We start from the raw sequence: 19332 nt of genomic DNA on the forward strand, positions 1-19332 counted from the left end.
GGCTCGAATGAGCCCGGGGCTTTCTTCAAATCTGCCGCGCCCCGGACGGGCCGTTCAGCCCCGTCCGGAGCGCTGGTGAATCACTCCACCCAGTAGCTGTCCGTGTACACGCTGAAGCCGGACACGGTGTCGACGAAGAACGCCGCGCTGTGGCCGCTCCAGGGGTCGCGCGAGTAGCCGTAGTAGCAGCCGAAGAACGAGCGGCCCTCGGTCAGGGCGTACAGGTTCGCCAGGCCGGCGGCCTTCACGTTCGGATCCAGCGCGACACGGCGCTCGGAGGCGGCGATGGTGGCCTCGACTTCGGCGCGGACCTCGGCGGCGTCGGCCAGGTACGGACGGGGCTGCTCGCCAAACACGCGCTCCGGCTCGATGCCGAAGCACGAGTCAATCTGGAAGTTGTAGAACTGGCCGCCGTGCAGGTTCGTCCACCAGTCGAAGTGGCGGGCCATGAACACGCCGCCGTGCGAAACCGGCTGGTTGTTCACCGCGGCGATGAGCGCCTCGAACGGACGGCTCAGCGTGGCCGCGTTGCGGAGGTTGCGGAAGCTCACCTCGGCGATGCCCGTCGTGTTCGCGATGGCGTCCGCGCTCGTGAACGGGCGCTGGTTGCGCAGGTTCAGCGCGCCGTTCCAGGCGTAGGGGAGGATGTCGTGCAGCTCGGTGGAGCTGACGCTGTTCACCAGCGACACGAGGGCCGCCGCGTCATCGTGCGACAGGGCCAGCCCATCCGCGATGCCGTAGCACTCCACGTCGATGTAGTTCAGGTCCCGGGCGCCGTGCTCGATCTGCTGCAGCCGCGCAGGACCGACCAGCGGCACGGAGGAGATGTCCGCCAGGGACACGAACGGCGACGTCGCGCGCCGGTTGACCAGATTGTGGACCACGTTGCTGGGCAGGTACGCGTCCAGCGTGTTGAACGAGGCCTGATTGACGAACCCGAGGATGCCCTGGCACTCGGTGGCGACGTCTACGTCCGTCTCCGTGAACAGCCCCTGCTGCTGCTGCTCCTCCTGGGGCTGCTGCGTGGACGTTTCGGTTTCGCTCGGGCCACAGCCAACGAGCAGACCGGCGGCGAGGAAGGCAGATCCAACATAACGACGCATCGGGGGAACTCCTGATAGGGGGGACAACGAAGTGCGACGGCTTAATACACCAAATGCCCCTGTTTCTGGCAATCCAGAAACAGATTATTGCCGTGTCACAAATTCGTCTCCGGGCCTGCGCACTTCAAGTGTGGCCAAGCCCCTCTGCGCGTCTCGATAGGGTGATTTTTCCCCTGGGAGACAACCTGGAGCGTCCCTGCCCGACGCCGGGGGGCCGGACGTTTGTTGGTACACGGACAGGTGATGAATGATTGTCTTTTCCTGACGTATGGATTCGACCTGATACGTCGTCTCTGCCCACGGCTCACGGCGCAGCCCACGCGCGGACGCGCCGGGGGGAGGCCGGGGCGTGGTGCGTTCGAGGCTGGGCGGATTCCGGTGGTTGCCTCCGTGACAGGGCGATTATCGCCCCGAGGCGTCGCGGAGTTGCGCCTCGTCCTTTCGAGGCGCGGCCCAGTCCCAGGCGATGACGGCCCATTCGTCCGTCGCGTCCCGGTAGGTGTGGAGCGTCTCGAAGCCGACCCGCTCGTGCGCGCGCAGGGAGCGGAGGTTTCGCGCGGACACCTCGGTGACGATGAGGTCGAATGCGTCCCGGAAGTGGTCCCGGTGCTGGTGGTAGAGCCGGTCGAACAAGCCCTGGCCCCGGTGCGCCCTGTCGATGCAGATCTGCCCCATCACATAGAAGCGGTGGTCGCTCAGGGGCCTGCCTCGAAAGTCGAGCGACTCGAAGAGCGCGAACATGGGCTCCAGGACGGGCGCCAGCGCGCGGGCCTCGCGCGGCATCGTCAGGGCGTAGGCCACCAGCGCTCCGTCATGGTGGGCGACGATGCTGGGCGCCATGGCGTGCATCTGCTCCAGCGCCGGCAGGTCGTGCTGGACCGTGACGAACCCCTGTGCGCGCAGCTCCTCCTCGGACAGCGCCTGCTTCAGGTTCTTTTGTTGCAGCGCCAGGATGTGCTCCAGTTCGTCCCGGTTCCGCACGGCGGTGACTGTGTAGGTGGGCTCCATCGCCCGCAGGATATGTCGCGGCCGTGCACCTCGCCGAAGCGGCGTGGGGGGCGGGCAATCGGCCCCTACTCCGCGCGCCTTGGTCCTGGCGCTTGTCAGCTCGGGGCGCCTCCTCCGCTGCGCGATTCGCGGCGCGCGCTGTCAGTGCGTGGCTGTTGGCCAGGGGGGGGCGCCGTGGTCCGCTCCTCAATGGCGCGTAGGGCTCGACGTTGCGGGGCGCATGGGGGGGAAGGCAGGGCCATAGCAGGCGCCCTTGTGGACATACCCATCCTCGTCGCAGTCCTTCAGGTTATCGACGGCCAACTTCACCCAGCAGCCACCATTGATGGGGACTTGGAGCTTGCGTGGGCACCGTCCGGATGCGTCTGGCCGGGTCTGCCCGGGAAAGGGTCGGGGTGGCATCTCCAGGCCAATGGTTGACCATGCGACGGGGGCCTGAACGGGGGATGCCGGGGCCGCGAACACGCTGTCTCCCACCGCCACCGTGCCTCCGTCGGTTGCCTCCACGGACATCGCCGTCGGCAGGGGACCGACTTCGACCGAGGCGCCCGCGCGGGGTCGCCAGCCGAGGCTCAGCACCAGGGGCCCTCCCAGTCCGATGATGGCGACCCACGGCCACCGGAGCCGTCGAACTCGATAGCGGAAGGAACGTTCATTCCACTGCGCCGACGCACGGGCGCGCGGGGCACCTCCCACCAGGAGTGGCACATCCGACTTCGCGCCCGCCCGTGCCACCGCCGACTCCAGCGCCTCCGCCAGCTCGCGGGCGCTGCCTCGCGCGTGAAAGCCTGGGGAGAGCATCCGCGACACCAGCGCGCTCAACTCCGGACCGCAGCGCCCGTTGACGTCTCGCGGGGACGGGGCCCGTGCCCCTTCGGTATGCCAGCACCGCGACTCGGCCACGTCGGGGTGGGTTGACGGTGGATACCGCCCCGTAATCATCCGGAACGCGGTGACCCCCAGCGCGAAGACGTCATCCGCCTGTCCCGGCGCATACGGAGACGCGGAGGCACCCGCCGCGAAGCGCCAGGCCTCAGGGGAGCGGTAGGCCGGCGTCCCCGGCGGGAATGGCGAGCACGTCTGCGTCGCGGCGCCCACGAAGTGACTGGAGCCGAAGTCCATGAGGAACGCCTGCCCGTCGGCCTCGCGCACCACCACGTTGTGCCCTTTGACGTCCCGGTGCAGTCCTCCGACGGCGTGAGTGGCTTCCAGCGCCCGCGCCAGCCTCGCGAGCAGCGCCATCACCTGCCGCGACGTGGGGCGGTGCTCGCTGGCCCAGTCGTAGAGCGGCGTGCCCTCCACCCAGTCCATCGCGAGGTAGGGGTGGGGCGGCCCCTTGGCGGGTTGCCACTGTCCGCTCGCGCGCAGCCGGGGAACGGCGGGGTGGCGGATGCGCGACAGCAGCTCGGCCTCGCGCGCGAAGCGTTCATCCCGGGAATGCAGGGCCAGCTTGAGGGCCACGGTGTTCATGCCCGTGAAGTCCCGGGCCCGGTAGACGGCGCCATAGGTGCCTTTGCCTCTCAGGTCCATGAGGCGCCACGGGCCCACCCGAGTCCCTGGCGGGAGGCGGGCCGGATTCAGGAAAGGGAGCCCCATGCAGATGGAGGCTACTTGCTGGGTAGTTAGTTTGCACCGGAATCTGCCAGGTCAGTTCTGCGCGCTGGGAAGAAATCCAGGAGGCGCAGCGCGCGAAAGGCGACGCAACCCGTGGCCTCGGGGCGGCGGTTGCCGCGCGCCTCACTGGCCATCACCTTGACGCAATGAGCCGATGCCGGGTGGAGTGTCGGCCTGGTCTCCTACTGGGGGAGGGCGTGCCCATGGCGAGTGCGGTGCCTGCTTACGCGGAGTGGTCGAATCTGGAGCGTCGAATCCGGGCGCTCGTTCCCGAGGCTTTCGACCCGTCTGGGCGAGTGCTCAACCTCATCGCGGGGGAGTGGGGGCAGCCCGGAAAGGGAAAGCCCTACCTGTCCCCGGTGGACGGCACCGTCCTGGGCCGTCTGCCCATGATTGATGCGAACACCGCGCGTGCCGCCGCGAGCGCCGCCGCCAAGGAGGCGCGGAGCTGGGCCCACCAGGACCTCGATGCGCGCAAGGAGCGCGTCACCCAGTGCCTGGCCATGCTGCGTGAGCAGCGCGAGCTGCTGGCCCTCATCCTGGCCTGGGAGATTGGCAAGCCCGTGCCTCAAGCCCGCGTCAGCGTGGACCGCTGTATCACCGGCGTGGAGTGGTACGTCGCCCAAATCGAGCCCATGGTGGAGGGCCGCCGTCCGCTGGGGCTCATCTCCAACATCGCCTCGTGGAACTACCCGCTGTCGGTGCTGGTCCACGCGGTGCTGGTCCAGGTGCTCTCGGGCAACAGCGCCATCGCCAAGACGCCCACGGATGGTGGGCTCTACTCGCTGACGCTCTGCATGGCGCTCGCGCGCCGCTGCGGGCTGCCGGTGTCGCTCATCAGCGGCTCGGGCGGACAGCTCAGCGACGCGCTGGTGCGCAACCCCGAAATCGCCTGCCTGTCCTTCGTGGGCGGAAAGGCGAACGGACGGGACATCGCGGCCAGCCTCTATGACCGCAACAAGCGCTACATGCTGGAGATGGAGGGGGTGAACGCCTACGGCATCTGGCACTTCAGCGACTGGGACGGGCTGGCGAAGCAGCTCAAGAAGGGCTTCGAGTACGGCAAGCAGCGCTGCACCGCGTACCCGCGCTTCGTCGTGGAGCGGAGCCTCATGCCGCGCTTCCTGGAGACGTACCTGCCCGTCGTCTCCGCCCTGAAGGTGGGGCACCCGCTGCTGGCGGAGACGCCGGAGGGCGAGCCTCCCGCGCTGGACTTCGGCCCGCTCATCAACAGCCAGAAGGTGGAGGAGCTGCACGGCCTGATGAGCGAGGCGGAGGGCCGCGGCGCCGTGCCCCTCTTCGCCGGGCGGCTGGACTCGGAGCGCTTCCTGCCGGACCAGGACGTCTCCGCGTACCTGGCCCCGCACGCGCTGCTGCACGTGCCGCGCAACTGCAAGCTCTACCACGGCGAGCCCTTCGGCCCCGTGGACACGCTCGTGGTCGTGGACAGCGAGGAGGAACTCGTCGCGGAGATGAACGTGTCCAACGGCTCGCTGGTGGCCTCCATCGCCTGCGATGAGCCCGACACGTGCAAGCGCATCTCCACCGAGCTGCGCGCCTTCAAGGTGGGCCACAACGCCCCGCGCTCGCGCGGCGACCGGGACGAGGTCTTCGGCGGCATCGGCGGCTCGTGGAAGGGGTGCTTCGTGGGCGGCAGGTACCTGGTCCAGGCCGTCACCGAGGGCGAACCCGGCGAGCGGCTGCACGGCAACTTCCACGAGTACACGCAGCTCCCCGACACGCGCTGAAGCGGGCTCATCGTCTGCTCGGGCGTCTGGCGCCGCGCACCTCGTCCGCGAACAGCTCCGCGGCGGGCGTGCGCGGCGCCCCTCTTCGCCACAGGAGCGCCGCCAGCTCGGCCCGGGGCGCGGGGGAGAGCCGCTTCACCACCAGCCCCGCGGCCTCCGCGAGTTGAGGCTCCGGGAGCACCGTCACCGCGAGCCCCGCGCGGACGGTGGCCAGCACCGTGGCCACTGCGTTCGACTCCAGCGCCACGTGCGGGGCAATCCGAAGGGCGGCGAAGTATGCATCCACGCGCGCGCGCACGCGCAGCCCTTGGGACAGCAGCGCGAAGGGCTCCTGGGCCAGGGGCTTGGCGCCCACGGCCTCCAGCTTCGCCAGGGCATGTCCCTTGGCGACCACCAGCGCCAGCTTGCTGTCGAAGACGGGCTCCGCTTCCAGGTCCGGTGAGCGCGCGGGGGCGTAGCCCAGCCCCACGTCGAGCCGGCCATCCGCCAGCCGCCGCTCCACCCGCCGCACCACGGCCTCCTCCGCGCTCAGCACCAGCCCCGGGTGCTTGCGCAGCACGGCGGAGAGCGCGGGCAACACGACGCCGCGCATGCTGGGCGGGTAGCCCACGCGCAGGGCGCCGGTGGTGAGGCCCCGCAGCGCGCCCACGGCGACCCTGCCCGCGTCCACGTCCTCCAGCGCCCGCGAGGCGTAGGTGCGAAACAGCTCGCCCGCCTGCGTCAGCCGCACGCCGCTCCGGGCGCGCTCGAAGAGGGGCGCGCCGAGCTCCTCCTCGAGCTGGCGAACCTGCTGTGACAGCGTGGGCTGTGAGACGTGGACGCGCCTGGCGGCTCGCCCGAAGTGCAGGGTGTCCGCGACGGCGGAGAAGTACCGGAGGTGGCGCAGTTCCATGGCGCAATCATAGGCGCTGCCTATCGAAGCCATGGGAACAAACGAATGTACCAATCGAGGCCCGCGGGTAAGTGTTCTCCCATCGCGAGGTCGCGAAGGAGGCACCCGATGAAGGCAGCAGACCTGTTCGTCAAAGCGTTGGAAGCGGAGGGCGTGCGCAGCGTCTTCGGACTTCCGGGAGAGGAGAACCTGGACGTCATCGAGGCCATGCGGGCCGCGGGCATGCGGTTGGTGCTCACCCGTCATGAGCAGGCCGCGGGCTTCATGGCGGCCACGTATGGGCGGCTCACTGGCCGCGCGGGCGTCGTCCTGTCGACGCTGGGGCCCGGGGCGACCAACCTCGTCACGGCCGCCGCCTATGCGCAGCTCGGCGCCATGCCCATGGTGATGGTCACCGGGCAGAAGCCCATCCGGGCCGGCAAGCAGGGCCACTTCCAGATTGTCGACGTGGTGGGGATGATGCGCCCGCTGACGAAGCTGACGCGCACGCTCGTGTCGGCGGAGCATGTCCCTTCGGCCGTGCGTGAGGCGTTCCGCCGCGCCGAGGAGGAGCGCCCCGGCGCGACGCACCTGGAGCTGCCAGAGGACGTGGCCCGGGAGCAGACGGACGCCCCGCTGCTGGCGCCCAGCGCCCAGCGCCGGCCCGTGGCGGACGAGGCCTCCATCGCGCTGGCCGTCGAGGCGATTGCCTCCGCTCGCCGGCCCTTGCTGATGATTGGCGCGGGCGCCAACCGCAAGCTCACGTCGGAGATGCTCCGCGTCTTCGTGGACAAGACGGGCATCCCCTTCTTCAGCACGCAGATGGGGAAGGGCGTCGTGGACGAGTCGCATCCCCTGTGGATGGGCACGGCGGCGCTGTCGGAAGGGGACTTCGTCCACCGCGCCATCGAGGCCTCGGACTGCATCATCAACGTGGGCCACGACGTCATCGAGAAGCCGCCGTTCTTCATGCGCGACAGCCGCCGCACCGTGGTGCATCTCAACTTCTCGTCGGCGGCGGTGGACCCCGTGTACTTCCCGCAGCTGGAGGTGACGGGCGACATCGCGAACGCGGTGTGGCGCATCGGTGAAGGGCTGGGGCAGCGTGCGCACTGGGACTTCGCGCCCTTCGAGAAGTTCCGCGCGGGGCTCGAGGCGCAGCTCGCGCACGGTGGGGATGACGACCGCTTCCCCATCTACCCCGCGCGGCTCGTCGCCGAGCTGCGGCGCGCGCTGGCGGACGACGGCGTCGTGTGCCTGGACAACGGCATGTACAAGCTGTGGTTCGCTCGCTACTACCGCACGCGCCGGCCCAACACGCTGCTGCTCGACAACGCGCTGGCGACGATGGGAGCGGGGCTGCCTTCGGCCATCGCGGCGAAGCTGGTGCATCCCCGCCGCAAGGTGGTGGCGGTCTGCGGGGACGGCGGGTTCATGATGAACTCGCAGGAGTTGGAGACGGCCGTCCGGCTGGGGCTGGACCTGACGGTGGTCGTCGTGCGCGACGACGGCTACGGGATGATTCGCTGGAAGCAGGGGGAGATGGGCCTGCCGGACTTCGGCATGGCGCTGGGGAACCCGGACTTCGTGCGCTACGCGGAGGCGTATGGAGCCCATGGCCACCGGCCGACCAGCGCGACGGAGTTCGGCGCCACGCTGGCTCGCTGCCTGTCGTCGAGCGGCGTCCACGTCATCGACGTGCCCATCGACTACTCGGACAACGCACGAGCGCTCGGCGCGGGTGCGGAGGAGCTCGCCGCGCTCTGAGAAGGAGCGACGGTTCGCGAACACTGGAGGAACACCATGCTGGCTGAACGTTACCCGTACTACCTGGCCAACCGTCCCCGGCAGCCCAACGCGGAGCTGGCCGTCACCCACAAGTACTCGGGCGAGGTCGTGACGCACGTCGCGGTCGCGGATGCCGCGGCTGTCGAGGAAGCCATCGCCGCCGCCGTCCGCGCGGCCGAGCCCATGCGGAAGCTGGCGCCCTACGCGAGGCAGGCGGTGCTCGAACACTGCGTGCGCCGCTTCCGCGAGCGCGCGGAGGAGCTGGCGCTGGCGCTCTGCATCGAAGCGGGCAAGCCGCTGCGCGACGCGCGGGGGGAGGTGGACCGGCTCATTGAGACCTTCAAGGCCGCCGCCGACGAGGCCGTGCGCGGCGGGGGCGAGGTGCTGAACCTGGAGGTGTCGAAGCGCGCCGCGGGCTACCGGGGCTTCACCCAGCGCGTGCCGGTGGGGCCGTGCTCGTTCATCACCCCGTTCAACTTCCCGCTCAACCTGGTGGCGCACAAGGTGGCGCCGGCCATCGCCGCGGGCTGCCCGTTCATCCTCAAGCCGTCGGACCGCACGCCGGTGAGCGCGCTCATCATGGCGGAGGTGCTGGCGGAGACGGAGCTGCCCGAGGGGGCCTTCTCCGTGCTGCCCGTGCGGCTGGAGGACATCGCGCCGCTCATCGAGGACGACCGGCTGAAGCTGCTCTCGTTCACGGGCTCGGAGAAGGTGGGGTGGGAGCTGAAGGCGCGGGCGGGCCGGAAGAAGGTGGTGCTGGAGCTGGGCGGCAACGCGGCCTGCGTGGTGGACGAGGCGCCGGGCGCGCCGCTGGACTTCATCGCGGACCGGGTGGCGCAGGGGGCCTTCTTCCAGGCCGGGCAGAGCTGCATCTCGGTGCAACGCGTGCTGGTCCATGCGTCGCTGTACGACGCGCTCCGGGAGCGGCTCGTCGAACGGGCGAAGGCGCTGCGGCCGGGCAACCCGTCGGATGAGGCCACGACGCTGGGTCCCATGATTGACGAGCCCGCGGCGCGGCGCCTGGAGGGCTGGATTCAGCAGGCCGTGCAGCGCGGGGCGCGGGTCCTCGCGGGAGGCGGCCGGCGTGGCCCGGTGCTCGACGCGACGGTGCTGGAGGGGGTCCCCGAGGATGCGTCGCTGAGCAGCGAGGAGGCCTTCGGCCCGGTCGTCCTGCTCCAGCCCTTTGACAGCTTCGACGAAGCCTTGGCGCAGGTGAACAGCGGGCGCTTCGGACTCCAGGCGGGCCTCTTCACACAGGACCTGTCGCGGGCGATGAAGGCCTGGGACGAGCTGGAGGTGGGGGGCGTCGTCGTCGGCGACGTGCCGAGCTTCCGCGTCGACACCATGCCCTACGGGGGCGTGAAGGGCTCGGGCCTCGGCCGCGAGGGCGTGAAGTACGCCATGGAGGACATGACGGAGCTTCGGCTGCTGGTGCTGCGTCAGGCGTGAGCTCCAGGCGGCCTGGGATATGTGACACTGTTCCAACACACCCATGGACGAGAAGCGCTACCCCATCCCGGCCGGGCTCCACCGGGTGGAGCAGGACATCCAGAAGAGCCGCTTCATCACCACGGCCGCCCACACGCCCACCGTGGAGGAGGCGAAGGCCTTCATCGCCCGCGTCCGCGAGGAGTTCGTTGACGCCACCCACAACTGCTGGGCCTTCGTCGTCGGGCCTCCGGGCTCCACCGCCCAGGTGGGCATGAGCGACGACGGCGAGCCCCATGGGACGGCCGGCCGGCCCATGCTCACCGCCCTGCTGCACGGGGGCGTGGGCGACGTGGCCATGGTCGTCACCCGGTACTTCGGTGGGACGCTGCTCGGAAAGGGCGGGCTGGTGCGCGCCTACACCGCCGGCGTCCAGCAGGCGCTCGAAAGCCTCCCCACCACGGAGCGTGTGCGCAAGACGCGACTGGCCGTCGAGGTGGAGTACCCCCACGTCGACGGGCTGCGCCGCCTGCTGCCGTCCTACGAGGCGCAGGTGCTGGCGGAGGAGTATTCGGCCACCGTGGGGTATCGGCTGGAGCTGCCCGTCGCCCAGGTGGAGGCCCTGCGGACCGCGTTGAACGACCTGACAATGGGACAGGTGCTCGTCGAGCCGCTCGATTCGGATGATTGACCCTGGGCCACGGAGGGGGGAGCCTTCGGCCCGATGAGCGCTAGTCCCGACCTCTTCTCCGCCTCCGTCGACGTGAATCGCTTCGCGCCCCTGGCGGAGCGGATGCGGCCTCGCACGCCTGACGAGTTCATCGGTCAGTCCCATCTGCTGGGTCCGGGACGTCCGCTCCGCCAACTCATCGAGCGCAAGGCCATCGTCTCCTCCCTCTTTTGGGGGCCTCCGGGGGTGGGTAAGACGACGCTCGCGCGGATGATGGCCACCGGGGTGGACGCGGAGTTCGTCATCCTCTCCGCCGTGTCGGACGGCATCCCCCGCATCCGCGAGGTGGTGGCCGAAGCCGAGCGCCTGCGCAACCAGTACAGCCGCCGCACCGTCCTCTTCGTCGACGAGATTCACCGCTGGGCGAAGAACGTGCAGGAGCAGGCGCTGCCCCACGTGGAGAGCGGCCTCTTCGTCCTCCTGGGCGCCACCACGGAGAACGTCAGCTTCGAGGTCCGCCCCGCGCTCGTCAGCCGGTGTCGTGTGTTCCAGCTCAAGGAGCTCACCGTCGCGGACATCCAGTCAGCGCTGACGCGGGCGCTCGGTGACTCGAAGCGGGGCCTGGGGGCGCGCAACCTGACGGTGGGAGAAGAGGCGCTGACGCTGCTGGCGAAGGGCGGCGTGGGCGATGTGCGCAAGGCGCTGGGGGCGTTGGAGCTGGCCGCCAGCCTCACCGCGGACGGCGCGGAGATTTTGCCCGAGACGGCGCGCGAGGCGGTGGGCACCAGCCTGTCCCGCCACGACAAGGATGGGGACCAGCACTACGACTTGCTGAGCGCGCTGCAGAAGTCGTGCAGGGGCTCCAACGTCCAGGGCGCCGTCTTCTGGGCGGCGAAGCTGCTCCAGACGGGCGACGTGGCGTCCCTGTGGCGACGGCTCAAGGTGATCGCCGTGGAGGACGTGGGCATGGCGATGCCGGAGGCCATCAGCATCGTGCGTGACTGCGAGGAGGCCTTCCACGCCATGGGCATGCCAGAGGGGCGCATCTGCGTGGCGCACGCCGTCGTCCTGCTGGCCACGGCGAAGAAGAGCAACCGTGCCTATGCGGCGCTGGACGCGGCGCTGGCGGCGCTCCAGGAGCACCCCAACGCGGAGCCTCCGCTCCACCTCCGCAACGCGCCCACCGAGCTGATGAAGGAGCTGGGGCACGGCAAGGGCTACCAGACGCCCTGGAACTTCAAGGACCACTACGTGCCCGGGCAGACGTACCTGCCCGCGCAGTTGGAGCGTTCCGTCTTCTACCGCCCGAGCAAGGAAGGCTACGAGGCGGAGCTTCACGAGCGCATGAGCCACTGGTGGCGTGCGGACAAGGCGTCCCGAGGCGAGTAGTCCGGGTCGCCCTCGCGGGCCAGTGATTGCCGTCCGGTGTGCAATGCGACTGGGCAGCAGTCCGGGTTGTTCATCCGAAGACGCCCTCCCAGCTTGTTGCTCAATGAGCACGCGGCGGTTCGCCGTCTCAGAGGGGGGGAATCGTGATGAACACTCGCAGGCCCACGTTGATGCAAGGGGTGCTGTCCGCGGCCGTCGCCGTCTTCACCGTGCCGGTCGCCAGGGCGGCGATGCCACCCGCGCCGCCGGCTGACTGCTCGGTGGCGGGCGGATACACGCAGCGCAACCTCGTCGCCAACAGTCCCGCGCTGGGCGCGGAGTACGTCGACCCGCACCTCATCAACCCGTGGGGCCTGGCCTTCAACCCGACGGGCGTGTCGTGGGTGGCGAACAACGGCACGGGCACGTCGTCGCTCTATGACGGCAACGGGGTCCAGCAACCCCTCATCGTGGGCATCCCCGCGCCGCCTGGCGTGGCCGAGTCGGGGACGCCCACCGGTGTGGTGTTCAATGGCTCGGAAGCGTTCGTCGTGACGGGGACGGGCGTCTCGGGGCCCGCTCGCTTCATCTTCGCCACGGAGCAGGGCCTCCTGGCCGCCTGGGCACCCATGGTGGACGAGGTCTGGGCGATGACTGTCGCGGACAACTCCACCGCGGGCGCCGTGTACAAGGGGCTCGCGCTGGCGGGGAGCGGGGCGGACGCCATGCTGTACGCGGCGGACTTCCGGAACGGGCGAATCGACGTCTTCAACTCCCGCTTCACGCGCATGCCGATGCCGGGCGCTTTCGAGGACCCATCGCTGCCCGCCGGGTACGCGCCCTTCAACATCCAGAACGTCGAGGGCACCCTCTACGTCTCGTATGCGCAGCAGGACGCGGGGCTCACGGATGACGTGCCCGGCGTGGGCGCGGGCTACATCAACGCCTTCGACCTGAACGGACAGTTGCTGCGTCGGTTCGCGTCTCAGGGGGCGCTCAACGCGCCGTGGGGCATGGCCCTGGCGCCTGCGGGCTTCGGGCAGTTCAGCAACCACCTGCTGGTGGGCAACTTCGGAGATGGCACCATCCACGCGTATGACCTGGCCTCGGGCGCCTGGGCGGGTGCGCTCACTCGGTCGGACGGGCAGCCTGTCGTGGTCGACGGGCTCTGGGCCCTGAGCTTCGGCAATGGCGGGCAGGGCCAGCCCGCCCAGGCGCTCTTCTTCACCGCGGGGCCCGCCGATGAGACGCAGGGCCTCTATGGCCGGCTCGACATGATGCCCGCGTGTCCGCAGGGCCTGCCCCCGTGGAAGGCGCCTCGGGAGCCCGAGGTGCAGTAAGGCGGATGAGAAGGCATGGGCGGCGCGGGCCGGAGCACGGTGCTCCGGCCCGCGCTGTCACGTGGGACGCTACCCCGTGAAGGCGCGGCTCAGGGCTGCTGTGAGCCGCTGCCTCCGTAGCCCTGGTCCTGCAGTTGCTGCCAGCGCGCCTTGGCCTGCTGTTCGCGCTGGAGGTTGGCGTCCACCTGCTGTTGCTGCTCCGCCGCCTTTCGCCGGGCGTCGGCGACGGCGCTGGAGAAGTCGCCAGGGGACAGCTCTTTCGCACGGACGTCCGCGTTGGCGTTGACGGCTTCGTACTCCGCCTGTTCGAGCTGGGCGTCGGCCACGTCCAGCTCCCGCTGGCGCATGACCTCCAGGGACTTCGACGTCGTCACCGCGTCGTCGCGCCAGGCGGTCTCCGCCTCGGCCAGGGTGAGGGCGTGCTGGGCCGTGCAGGCGGCGCTCTGGGCCCGCTCGATGGCCGCGACGTCACCTGTCGCCTGCGCGACCTCGAGCGCTGCCTCACCTGCTTCATAGCGGGCCTTCGCGGCGTCCTCGTTGCGCTGGGCGACCTCTCGCGCGGCCTCGGCGTCCTGGCTGGCCACCTGGGCGCGGGTGATTTGCTCCTGGGCCTGCTCCTCCGTGAGCTGCGCCTGTCGCACGTTTCCCAGGTCGCCGGGCGGGACGCGCGCCACCCACTCCTTCTCCACCTTCGCGCTGGAGCGCTGGGCGGCACAGCCTCCCAGCAGCATCACGGCCGTGCCGGCCACCCCCAGGTACATGCGACGCCTGCCTGGCTGCGCCATGCCTTCCTCCCGGTCATAGGGTCCTGTCCGAAACTGTGCGCATCCGGGGGGAGGGTGAAAGCGGCGGCGCACCGCTCGGCGCGCCACACGCCCCCGCCGCGTGGGGTGGGGCAGTCCCGGAAAGTGGCGGTCGCCGCGCTGTCTAGCGAGAGGCGAGCAGCGCCTCGAAGAGCGTGCGCGGGTCCAGCCCGGGTGGCAGTCCGGAGACGCCGCCGTCGTTCACCTCGACCACCGCCCAGCCCCCGTCCTGGAGCATGGCGACGTCCAGGGTGAGGAAGGGCGAGTCGATGCGCCGGGCCAGGGGCTCGAAGCCGGTGAAGTCCGGCACGTCGACGTCGAACTCGTGGTACGGCTCGGCGGCGAGGATCCGGCCGCCTCCGAAGAAGAGCCGGAACTCGAGGTGGGCCGGGCCCGCCGGCGTGCGGCCGTATTCCTTGAAGGGGAGGAACTTGCGGACAACGAGCCCTCGTTCGAAGCGGTCTCCGCGCTCGTCGACGAGGTTGGCGCAAATCTGCTCGAAGCGTGCCTGCGTCGTGCCCTCGGGGATGAAGCAGGCGTCGTCCCAGCGCTCCTTGGCCGACTTCACATGGTCCTTCACCAGCCAGGGCCGCGGGCCGAGCACCTGGGCCGCGTGCCAGGCCTCCGCCGCGTCCGTGCCCTCCGTCCAGACGCTGCGGGCGGTGTAGCGGGAGAGCTGGGGGTACCAGTTGGGCAGGTAGAGCGCCGCCGCGTACTGCTCGGGCGTCGTCGTCAGCCGGTGCCCCAGGGCGGACACGGCTTCGTCCAGCGCGGTGTACTCCTCCTCCGTCAACATCCAGCCGCGGTAGAGGAGCCGGAGCCTGCCGCGCTCCGGGAGGGTGGACAGTGCCTGTTCGGCATTGCCGGAGAGGAGGGCCCCCAGGTCGGCCTGGTAGGTGTCGACCCCGAGCGCTTCGGCCGCGTCGGCCTCCACGTCGAAGGGGTCGTCCTGGGTGGGATTCCGGCCGAAGAGGATGGCGCGCGCGTGAGACGGACGTCGGGAGCCTGGCATCCAGAAGCCTCGCATCAAAGGTGGCGGTGTGTGGGGGGGCACCTCCGACGCGTGCGGGCGCGAACCCTGACGGCCGCTTCCGTGACGCCGCCGCGAGTGACGGGAGCGAATACAGCTCCCTACGCCCTGGGTGGAGTGGCTCCCAGAGTCCGTTTTGATTCACTTGGGGTGTTGTTGAATCTTCTGTTCAGCGTAGAATGTTTCATCGGGTCCTGGGGGACCCGGTAGCTGTCACACAGAGGGGGAGTCCGTCGTGTCCAGTTCATCTCGTATTGCGTCGTCGTCCACAGCGCAGCTCCAGGCCTTGGAGCTCATGCGCCGCCAGCTTCAGCCCAAGGCCGCTTCCAACACCGCGAGCACCGCCAACCCCGCGCGAGGGCAGGCCCCCGCGGCAGCCCGGTTCGACTCCGGGCGCTCCTCCTTCGAGCTGGCGGGGAGCACACGCGCCAGGGGGCCCAACCTCACGGGGGAGTCACCGGGGGCCCCGGTGCTCGTGCAGTATCAACCGCCCACGCCCACGCCCACGGCGCCAGGGTTCACGCCCGTGACGCCGGACGCTCGTCCGGGGCCCGCGGGCCTCCCGCTGGGAGAGGTCAGTCACCAGGACGGGACGTCCTACAGCGCGGATGTCCCCGCGGTGGTCGCCGAGACGGTGCCGGGCGCGAGCTACTGCGCGGCCACCGCGTTCGACCGGCTGCTGGAGGCCCTCCCTCAATGGACCACCGCCGAGTCCATCGACGCGGTGTTGATGGAGCACGGCGTGGGCTCCTCCAAAGCCATCTGGGAGCAGTTGGTGGACTCGGGCGCCTTCGGTGAGCGGGGGGCCAGTGGCTACAGAGCGGGGCTCACGCCGGCTCCGGGCGCCATCTCCGAGGTGGCGCTGCCGGACGGGCAGCCCATCCCCGTCGAACTGGACGTCGGGGACGGATCTCCGCTGCGCTTCGAGGCGGCGGAGGTGGAGTTCCGCAACGTGGTTGAGACGCTGTCCCCTGAACGCGCCGCCTCCACCCTCGAGTCCTTGGGGGACATGGAGGTCGGGGAGATGAGCGCGGTCATCATGCGCCCGCTCAACAATGACGGCAGCGCGGCCACCAACGTCGTCGGGCACTGGGTGGTCGTCGAGCGGACTGAGGATGGCTATCGCTTGACGCAGTCCGCGCCGGAGAGCTGGGCGCTGCTCGGCGGCGCCACCGGGCGTGACACGAGCGGCGTGTACGTGCATGAGTTCACCGGCGACTCCGCGCTCGAGGACGTGAGCATGTACATCCACGCGGAGGCACAATACTCCGCGGTCCACGGGACTCAGGGGGCGCGGTCCAGTATGTACGGCGTCGCCGTCCTGCGGCCCGTGCTCCCGCCGGACGCCTGAGCCCGGGCCTCGGCGGGAGCCGCCCGCTTCCAGCTCAGTCCCCCAGCGCGTCGTAACGGACCAGCCGGAAGCGGGCGCCCTGCGCCTCGCGGATGCGCGCCGCCAGCTTCTCGTGCAGCTCCGGCGTCCAGGCGCTCCACCGCTGGAAGAAGGCCGAGGTGGCCGCCTTGTCGCCCCCGTGCTGGAGCGCGAGCACCTGCTCCAGCAGCGCCGTCACGACGGCCGGGTACTTGTCGTACTGGATGCTCAGGCGCGCCGTCCGCGCGTCCGCCTGGATGAGGCCGTGCTCCAGGAACCAGTTGAACTGCACCAACTGCATGCGCTGGTAGGGCTGGTCCTCGCGCGGGCGCACGTTCTGGAGCGTGCGGCGGATGCCGGAGGCCTGCACCGCGCGCAGCCCGGCGGCGTCCAGCGTACCCTTCTTGTGGAAGGCCTGCAGCGAGAAGAGGCTCACCAGGTCCGCCTTCATCTCCTCCACGGCGCCCGCGTAGTCCTCCAGCGCGTCGTCCAGCGTGCGCCCCTTCTGGTCACGGTCCGGCCCCAGGTAGTGGCCCACCTCGTGCCAGAGGGTGCGCTGGAAGTTGCCCTCGGAGACCAGCTCCCGGGCGTGGGCGTCCACCACCGCGGCGCGCCAGATGCGCTCGTCGGACGCGAACAGCTCCGGGTTCCGCATGATGTTCTCCCGCAGGAGGATGGTGCGGCCGTAGCGGCGGGCGGTGAGCGCGTCGTTGGGGAGGATGCTCGCGGTGTTGGTGCCGCGCGACTGGCCGAAGTCGGCGATGACTTCGTAGACGCCCACGGGGATGTCCTCGCGCACGCGCTTCTTCGCGGCGTAGGGCAGCGCGTCCTCCACCGCCTGGAGCCCGCCCAGGCGCTTGCGCAGCTCCTGCGTGGCCGGCTCGTTGCGCAGCAGCACCGAAAGGCTGTGGAACGCCTTCACGCCGAAGAGCGCGTCGTCATACGTCTCATACGCGCCCAACTGCACGTTGAGCTTCTGGAAGCGGCCCGTCACCCACGCCGCGTCGCCGCTCTCGTAGTCGTTGCTGAGCAGGTCCCGCGCGCGGTTGCGCAGGTAGCGCGACAGCTCCACGTCACTGGCCTCCAGCCGCTGCGCCGCGCGCATCACCAGCCCGTAGGCCTTCACCAGCGCCGGCCCGTAGGCTACCGCGTACGGCACCGCGTAGAGCGCCTTGGCGTCGGGCCGCTTCGCCTTCGCTTGCAGCGCCTGGCGCAGGCCCGGGTGCAGCGTGTCCAGCACCGGGTGCGCCTGGAGGACCTTCACGTCCTGGCGCAGGTTGGCGGCCGTGGCGCGGCGGACCACCGTCTTCTCACTCAGCAGGGACTGGCGCTCGCCGGGGTTCGCGGCCAGGAAGGCGTCCACCTCCGCCCGCGTCACGTCCACCGGGTACACGTTGCGCGCGGCCACCTGCGCGTCCACCGGGAGGAACGCCTCCCGCGCGTTGCTCAGGGTGCTGGCGATGGGCCCCTGGTACAGGCGGTACAGCGTGAGCAGATCCCGCGTGCGCTGGGGGCCGCCCAGCTTCTTGTCCAGCGCCGCCAGCTTCGCGAGCGCCGGGAGCGCCTGGTGGTGGCGCGAGGATTCGTACAGGCCCTGGAAGATGGCGCCCACCTCCAGCAGGTCCTTCACCGCCGCCTGCTCGTCGGGCGTGAGGCGGGAGAGGTCCGGCGACAGGCGGACCTCCTGCGTCTTGGCGAGGACTTCGGCCACCTTCTCCTCCGGCCAGTAGCCCGAAGGCAAGGTGGGAGAAGGACGGCTGGGGGCGGCGGCCTGCGCCGACAGCGCCAGGAGGGCGGCGGCGCCCAGGGACAGCGCGTGGGGGATTCGCATGGCGCGCAAGACTGCCACGGAGGTGGGCCTATTCCCCACGGGTTCGGTTGGATTGCGTCACGCACGGGTGACGTCCTGTGCGCCGGACAAGTCTTGCGCTACACGGTGCGCATGAAACTCAAACTTCCCTTGTTTCTTTCGCTATCCACGGTTCTCCCCGCGCTGTTCAGCTGTGGCGCCCCGACGTCCACGGACGTCGAGCACGAGGCGGTTGTGCTCGGAACGCAGGCGCAGGCGCTGGCCACGGGGACGCCCGCGGCGGAGGGCGTGCTGTCCTTCCTCAACGACTACTCCATCTCCTTCACCGTGTTGGATTTGGAGGTGCCGCTGAACGCCCTGACGGCGCAGGCGCTGATGGACTTCCGCGAGGGGCCGGACGGCGTTTTCCACACGGGCGATGACCGCCGCTTCGTGAGCATCGAGCAGGTGGACGCGGTGCCGCAGGTGGGCCCCGCGGCGCTCGCGGCGCTGGAGGCGTATGCCAAGGGCACGGGCCGCGTGGAGCTGCCGGTCGACGGGCACGTGGGGACCTTCCACGGCGTGGCCTTCAACCTGGCGGAGGCCCGCCGCGCCATCCACGCGGCGAACACGCAGAGCGCGTCGAATCTGCAGACTGTCTTCGGCATCCCCGCGGCCGCGGTGCAGAGCCTCGTCGCGGCGCGCCCCATCTCTCACATGGTGCAGCTGTCGCGGCTGGCGAACGTGAACGCCGTCACGATGGGGCAGCTCAAGGCCCACACGCAGCAGGCGGCCGAAGGCGACCCGTGCACGGGCCCTGGCATCTGTCAGCCCGGGCTCGTCTGCGAGGGCCGCCCCGGTGACGGCTCCAGCCCCTATGGCCGCTGCGTGGACGCCTCGTACGTCGCGGGCAACGGGGACATGTGCTCCCGCTTCGTGGCGTGCCCGTCGGAGCAGCTCATCTGCATCGGCCTGGCGTCGGGCTGGGTGGAGGGCTACTGCGCCCCGGCGTGGATGGGGGCCTCCTTCATCGAGTACTCCGACCTGAAGCTCCAGTCGACGAACCCGCTGGTGACGGCGCCGCTCGTCGTGGTGGGGCTGGCCACGGTGCCCATGGACATCAACGTGGAGCTGGACATCGTCCACACCGCGCCGCACCGGCTGGTGCTGACGCTGGAGGACCCGGGTGGCGAGACGGCCCTGCTGTGGGACGGCCCGAACGAGGGCACGCCGCCCTCGCGCATCGTCGTGACGCGGGGCATCCCGCGTGACGGCAGCATCAACGGCCGCTGGAAGCTGCACGTCGCCAACCCGTCCGGCGTGGGCAGCGGCACGCTGCGCTCGTGGACGCTGAAGCTCACCAGCCGCTACGACTGAGCCGGCTGCTTCGCGGTGGGCCTTCG

15 protein-coding genes are annotated in these 19332 nt (G+C 70.3%); 8 read left to right on the plus strand and 7 right to left on the minus strand.

The features are described from left to right. Positions 1-80: 80 nt before the first annotated feature. The 3 genes from HV826_RS12000 to HV826_RS12010 all read right to left on the minus strand — a co-directional run bounded on the left by HV826_RS12000 (position 81) and on the right by HV826_RS12010 (position 3641). Complete coding sequence (locus HV826_RS12000; protein ID WP_176417146.1) at positions 81-1103, minus strand: hypothetical protein; 1023 nt, start codon at positions 1101-1103, stop codon at positions 81-83. Positions 1104-1505: 402 nt separating this feature from the next. Next, positions 1506-2111: a GNAT family N-acetyltransferase gene (locus tag HV826_RS12005; protein ID WP_176417147.1), complete on the minus strand. Its 606-nt coding sequence runs from the start codon at positions 2109-2111 to the stop codon at positions 1506-1508. Positions 2112-2297: 186 nt separating this feature from the next. After that, positions 2298-3641: a serine/threonine-protein kinase gene (locus HV826_RS12010; RefSeq protein WP_176417148.1), complete on the minus strand. Its 1344-nt coding sequence runs from the start codon at positions 3639-3641 to the stop codon at positions 2298-2300. Between the two features lie 287 nt (positions 3642-3928). On the opposite strand from HV826_RS12010, the gene HV826_RS12015 reads away from it, so the two are divergent. Next, positions 3929-5473 carry an aldehyde dehydrogenase family protein gene (locus tag HV826_RS12015; protein ID WP_176417149.1) on the plus strand — a complete coding sequence of 515 codons (1545 nt, stop codon included), beginning with the start codon at positions 3929-3931 and terminating at the stop codon, positions 5471-5473. Positions 5474-5480: 7 nt separating this feature from the next. Here the strand turns inward: HV826_RS12015 and HV826_RS12020 are convergent, their stop codons facing one another. Further along, positions 5481-6365 carry a LysR substrate-binding domain-containing protein gene (locus tag HV826_RS12020; RefSeq protein WP_176417150.1) on the minus strand — a complete coding sequence of 295 codons (885 nt, stop codon included), beginning with the start codon at positions 6363-6365 and terminating at the stop codon, positions 5481-5483. Positions 6366-6473: 108 nt separating this feature from the next. On the opposite strand from HV826_RS12020, the gene HV826_RS12025 reads away from it, so the two are divergent. The 5 genes from HV826_RS12025 (at position 6474) to HV826_RS12045 (ending at position 12938) form a co-directional block, all read left to right on the plus strand. Then, positions 6474-8111 (plus strand): acetolactate synthase large subunit, encoded by a 1638-nt coding sequence (locus tag HV826_RS12025; RefSeq protein WP_176417151.1) that lies wholly within the window; start codon positions 6474-6476, stop codon positions 8109-8111. A gap of 36 nt (positions 8112-8147) precedes the next feature. Continuing rightward, positions 8148-9581, plus strand: coding sequence for an aldehyde dehydrogenase family protein (locus HV826_RS12030; protein WP_176417152.1), 1434 nt, complete (start codon positions 8148-8150; stop codon positions 9579-9581). 43 nt (positions 9582-9624) lie between these two features. Next, positions 9625-10251, plus strand: a complete 627-nt coding sequence (locus HV826_RS12035) for a YigZ family protein (protein ID WP_176417153.1) — start codon at positions 9625-9627, stop codon at positions 10249-10251. A gap of 33 nt (positions 10252-10284) precedes the next feature. Further along, entirely contained in the window at positions 10285-11619 is a 1335-nt protein-coding gene (locus HV826_RS12040; RefSeq protein WP_176417154.1) for a replication-associated recombination protein A, read from the plus strand. Positions 11620-11765: 146 nt separating this feature from the next. Then, positions 11766-12938: a TIGR03118 family protein gene (locus HV826_RS12045; RefSeq protein ID WP_176417155.1), complete on the plus strand. Its 1173-nt coding sequence runs from the start codon at positions 11766-11768 to the stop codon at positions 12936-12938. A gap of 89 nt (positions 12939-13027) precedes the next feature. Here the strand turns inward: HV826_RS12045 and HV826_RS12050 are convergent, their stop codons facing one another. Further along, the gene (locus HV826_RS12050) at positions 13028-13723 is read right to left on the minus strand and encodes a hypothetical protein (RefSeq protein WP_176417156.1); all 696 of its coding nucleotides are present in this window, start codon (positions 13721-13723) and stop codon (positions 13028-13030) included. A gap of 142 nt (positions 13724-13865) precedes the next feature. Beyond that, the gene (locus tag HV826_RS12055; RefSeq protein WP_176417157.1) at positions 13866-14753 is read right to left on the minus strand and encodes an ATP-grasp domain-containing protein; all 888 of its coding nucleotides are present in this window, start codon (positions 14751-14753) and stop codon (positions 13866-13868) included. Between the two features lie 313 nt (positions 14754-15066). On the opposite strand from HV826_RS12055, the gene HV826_RS12060 reads away from it, so the two are divergent. Further along, entirely contained in the window at positions 15067-16122 is a 1056-nt protein-coding gene (locus tag HV826_RS12060) for a hypothetical protein (RefSeq protein WP_176417158.1), read from the plus strand. 34 nt (positions 16123-16156) lie between these two features. On the opposite strand, the gene HV826_RS12065 is transcribed toward HV826_RS12060, so the two are convergent. After that, the gene (locus HV826_RS12065) at positions 16157-17971 is read right to left on the minus strand and encodes an NUDIX hydrolase (RefSeq protein WP_176417159.1); all 1815 of its coding nucleotides are present in this window, start codon (positions 17969-17971) and stop codon (positions 16157-16159) included. Positions 17972-18184: 213 nt separating this feature from the next. On the opposite strand from HV826_RS12065, the gene HV826_RS12070 reads away from it, so the two are divergent. After that, positions 18185-19306, plus strand: a complete 1122-nt coding sequence (locus HV826_RS12070) for a proprotein convertase P-domain-containing protein (RefSeq protein ID WP_368670895.1) — start codon at positions 18185-18187, stop codon at positions 19304-19306. The last annotated feature ends 26 nt before the right edge of the window (positions 19307-19332 follow it).

The sequence above is a fragment of the Myxococcus sp. AM010 genome (assembly GCF_013372585.1).
Classification (GTDB): domain Bacteria; phylum Myxococcota; class Myxococcia; order Myxococcales; family Myxococcaceae; genus Myxococcus; species Myxococcus vastator.

Excerpts from the sequence above, each read along its gene's own strand:
- HV826_RS12000 (WP_176417146.1), bottom strand. The coding sequence starts at position 1,103 with ATGCGTCGTTATGTTGGATCTGCCTTCCTCGCCGCCGGTCTGCTCGTT.
- HV826_RS12035 (WP_176417153.1), top strand. The coding sequence starts at position 9,625 with ATGGACGAGAAGCGCTACCCCATCCCGGCCGGGCTCCACCGGGTGGAG.
- HV826_RS12010 (WP_176417148.1), bottom strand. The coding sequence starts at position 3,641 with ATGGACCTGAGAGGCAAAGGCACCTATGGCGCCGTCTACCGGGCCCGG.
- HV826_RS12055 (WP_176417157.1), bottom strand. The coding sequence starts at position 14,753 with ATGCCAGGCTCCCGACGTCCGTCTCACGCGCGCGCCATCCTCTTCGGC.
- HV826_RS12045 (WP_176417155.1), top strand. The coding sequence starts at position 11,766 with ATGAACACTCGCAGGCCCACGTTGATGCAAGGGGTGCTGTCCGCGGCC.
- HV826_RS12050 (WP_176417156.1), bottom strand. The coding sequence starts at position 13,723 with ATGGCGCAGCCAGGCAGGCGTCGCATGTACCTGGGGGTGGCCGGCACG.
- HV826_RS12030 (WP_176417152.1), top strand. The coding sequence starts at position 8,148 with ATGCTGGCTGAACGTTACCCGTACTACCTGGCCAACCGTCCCCGGCAG.
- HV826_RS12060 (WP_176417158.1), top strand. The coding sequence starts at position 15,067 with ATGCGCCGCCAGCTTCAGCCCAAGGCCGCTTCCAACACCGCGAGCACC.
- HV826_RS12065 (WP_176417159.1), bottom strand. The coding sequence starts at position 17,971 with ATGCGAATCCCCCACGCGCTGTCCCTGGGCGCCGCCGCCCTCCTGGCG.
- HV826_RS12040 (WP_176417154.1), top strand. The coding sequence starts at position 10,285 with ATGAGCGCTAGTCCCGACCTCTTCTCCGCCTCCGTCGACGTGAATCGC.
- HV826_RS12025 (WP_176417151.1), top strand. The coding sequence starts at position 6,474 with ATGAAGGCAGCAGACCTGTTCGTCAAAGCGTTGGAAGCGGAGGGCGTG.
- HV826_RS12020 (WP_176417150.1), bottom strand. The coding sequence starts at position 6,365 with ATGGAACTGCGCCACCTCCGGTACTTCTCCGCCGTCGCGGACACCCTG.
- HV826_RS12015 (WP_176417149.1), top strand. The coding sequence starts at position 3,929 with ATGGCGAGTGCGGTGCCTGCTTACGCGGAGTGGTCGAATCTGGAGCGT.
- HV826_RS12005 (WP_176417147.1), bottom strand. The coding sequence starts at position 2,111 with ATGGAGCCCACCTACACAGTCACCGCCGTGCGGAACCGGGACGAACTG.